Raw genomic sequence first — 2,375 nt, forward strand, 5'->3', positions numbered from 1 at the left:
GAGCAACTTTTAGCACACCAGCATTCTTCATCCGGGCTGAGCGAGTTGACGACACTAGAGTTGCCGAAACAGGAAGCGCAGCAAACGGACGTCGTGCCTGTTGCACCAACTGTGATCCTATGGCGCAGTTTGATGCTTAAGCAGTAGATCTCGGCCTCGCCACAGCCACCGTACAAAGCACATTCATAATCAGTTTGGCGACTCTCCCCGTAGCACAATTGACGAACCCGAGGATGAATATACGTTCATCAAAAACATTGTTCTATGCGTCTAGCCTGTGGGTTCCGACATAGTGAATACAGGAGTAACCCACCATGTTCTCGCACGAAAGCATCCCGCTGATCATCATTTTCATCATCTTGCTGCTTGGCGTGCTTACCGCCGTCCTCCATCCGGTACATGCGTTCTATAGCTGGCTTCAGAGGCGCAGGGAAAAATCATCCGTCGAGATCGCGAAAGAGGTGGATTCGCGCTGAATTTTTTTAACGAGCCCGGCTAAGTCCGGGCATTTTTTTGAAGTTTTCGGGCCGATTCTGTTGAAAAAGTCGGCCTTGGTTTGCGCATCAGAAAAGTACGCGTCCGAGATTGAAATCCGAGTCCTGAACCTTCTGCCCAAAACACAGATTTAAATCTCAGGCACGTACTTTTCTGCCGTGGAAACCGAAGCCGACTTTTTCAACAGAATCGGCCAAGAGCGGACACTCGAGCACATCACCTGGTTGGCTGTTTTTTCAGGACGAAGCGGTCACCCGTGTTCTGCTGCCAACATTGACCTGAACTGAGAAATGATCTCTGAAGATAACCCGGCAGCTTCGAACACTGCGCAGGTAAAGCTAACGGGAGCAGGACCTGGCGCAGTTATGATGCGGTCAGTAACCACAGCTAAAAGCGACAACACATAGGTCTCAACGGCTGCCTTGGGTCGAAAGTTTCCCCTCACCACTGACAGCTTTCGGCCAGAGGCTGATTGTTGAAATCGACTGAAATCGCCACTCAATGGTCAAGCCTATAAACTTGCGGATGACTCAAGGTGCGTATCACTTCCTGCCAGTCGCCGTAATTCGCTCACATCGGCGAACCACTCATGGGACTGAAGACTGTGGAATGCATCATATGCTCCATACCCCCAGGCGACCGCACCAAAGGCGATACCGGCAGTCGCTGCTGCTTCACCATCCGTAGGTTGGTCGCCGATGTAGATAACTTCCTCTTGCGCCACGTCGAATTTGCGCATGACACGGCGCAAGCGAGACGCCTTGCCGAAAATGGAGGCGCCGCACTCGAAGGCCCGGATATGTTGACAGCTGGAGCCCAAAATTTGCTTGATATTTTCTTGGGAGTTAGAAGATACCACCGCCATAATCAGTCCTCTCTCGTCAAGATGGGCGAGGGTATTTGCAATGTTATTGAACAGTGGGATCGAGCTTCGATGTTTCTTCATCAAGCTCATGAAGGTTCGCGCCACCAGAGGCAACTTCCAGCGAGGCATTCCGATATGAGCCATGATCTCCCGAGCCCCCTGCTTGCGCAGACCGTCCAACTCTTGCGGGTGAATTCGACTGAATGCGTGCCTGTCAGCGACCTGGTTGAACACCGAAACAAAGAACGGAAAAGAATCAGCGAGCGTGCCGTCGAAGTCGAAAATGGCAAGCCGGTATGACATGTAAAAGCTCCTTCCTGTAGTGCTGGCAGCCGAGTCCGGGCGGCTGCTTGTGCTGGGCGATTGATTCACCCGATTGGTGGGAAAGGCGCATTATCCCTGCTCCGGAATCTGCCCGGAAGGAGTAAGTGGCTTAACGCTGTTGCCGTATCTGACTACCTTCAAGGCCTTGACTTGATTTATCGAGCTCGCCGAGCATATTCCGATGATTGCCAAGGCCAAAGTCGTTTTTCTCGCCACCCGCAATCACCTCAACCATCCGCTTCAGCACTCCTTCACGGCGATGCATGGGAGTAAACGTCCCATCGATGTGGGGCGGCATTCTATCGAACGACAAATCAGCGACAGGGATCGTCATCAATGCAATGCTGACCGAGCCGTTGTTCGCCGCGCTGCTGGCGTTTGTGGTGCTCAATGAAGTACCGCGCGAAAGCCTGTACGCGGGAGCGGTACTGATCATCGTCGGCCTGTGTTTTTCCAATGAGCTGATCCGCTTGGGCAGCAAAGCATCCGTCCCTTCGACCGAGTGAGCTACTTTCGGATCCTGATTGCTTTAGCAATCAGTGGTTTTGAAGTGTTTTCAGGGCTTTGTCGTTTCTGGGGATGCGAGCGAGCAGCCCCTCTAAGCCCCAGCAATCTCCACTGAACCTACCGCACCCCAACCACGTCCAGTCGAAGAAGGCTAGAGAACACGCGAGGCCACGCTGTGCATCAG

At 52.8% G+C, this 2,375-nt stretch carries 3 protein-coding genes and 2 pseudogenes; 2 read left to right on the plus strand and 3 right to left on the minus strand.

Annotated elements, in window-relative coordinates:
• Positions 1-314: 314 nt before the first annotated feature.
• A complete protein-coding gene (locus AC1DLB_RS27760) occupies positions 315-476 on the plus strand; it encodes a hypothetical protein (protein ID WP_018927603.1) in 162 nt (53 codons plus the stop codon).
• 269 nt (positions 477-745) lie between these two features.
• Here AC1DLB_RS27760 and AC1DLB_RS27765 read toward each other — a convergent pair.
• The 3 genes and pseudogenes from AC1DLB_RS27765 to AC1DLB_RS27775 form a co-directional block, all read right to left on the minus strand.
• A pseudogene (locus AC1DLB_RS27765) lies at positions 746-892 on the minus strand (glutamine amidotransferase); the annotation flags it as partial.
• Positions 893-1,006: 114 nt separating this feature from the next.
• Positions 1,007-1,663, minus strand: a complete 657-nt coding sequence (locus AC1DLB_RS27770; protein WP_477743892.1) for an HAD hydrolase-like protein — start codon at positions 1,661-1,663, stop codon at positions 1,007-1,009.
• Positions 1,664-1,793: 130 nt separating this feature from the next.
• Positions 1,794-1,949: a hypothetical protein gene (locus AC1DLB_RS27775; RefSeq protein WP_155944828.1), complete on the minus strand. Its 156-nt coding sequence runs from the start codon at positions 1,947-1,949 to the stop codon at positions 1,794-1,796.
• A 79-nt stretch (positions 1,950-2,028) separates the two neighbouring features.
• Here AC1DLB_RS27775 and AC1DLB_RS27780 point away from each other — a divergent pair.
• A pseudogene (locus AC1DLB_RS27780) lies at positions 2,029-2,190 on the plus strand (DMT family transporter); the annotation flags it as partial.
• Positions 2,191-2,375: the final 185 nt, after the last annotated feature.

It is taken from the genome of Pseudomonas sp. 05N434, from assembly GCF_056396965.1.

Bases quoted from the DNA above. Each gene is read 5' to 3' on its own strand.
- AC1DLB_RS27760 (WP_018927603.1), top strand. From the start codon at position 315: ATGTTCTCGCACGAAAGCATCCCGCTGATCATCATTTTCATCATCTTG.
- AC1DLB_RS27770 (WP_477743892.1), bottom strand. From the start codon at position 1,663: ATGTCATACCGGCTTGCCATTTTCGACTTCGACGGCACGCTCGCTGAT.
- AC1DLB_RS27775 (WP_155944828.1), bottom strand. From the start codon at position 1,949: ATGCATCGCCGTGAAGGAGTGCTGAAGCGGATGGTTGAGGTGATTGCG.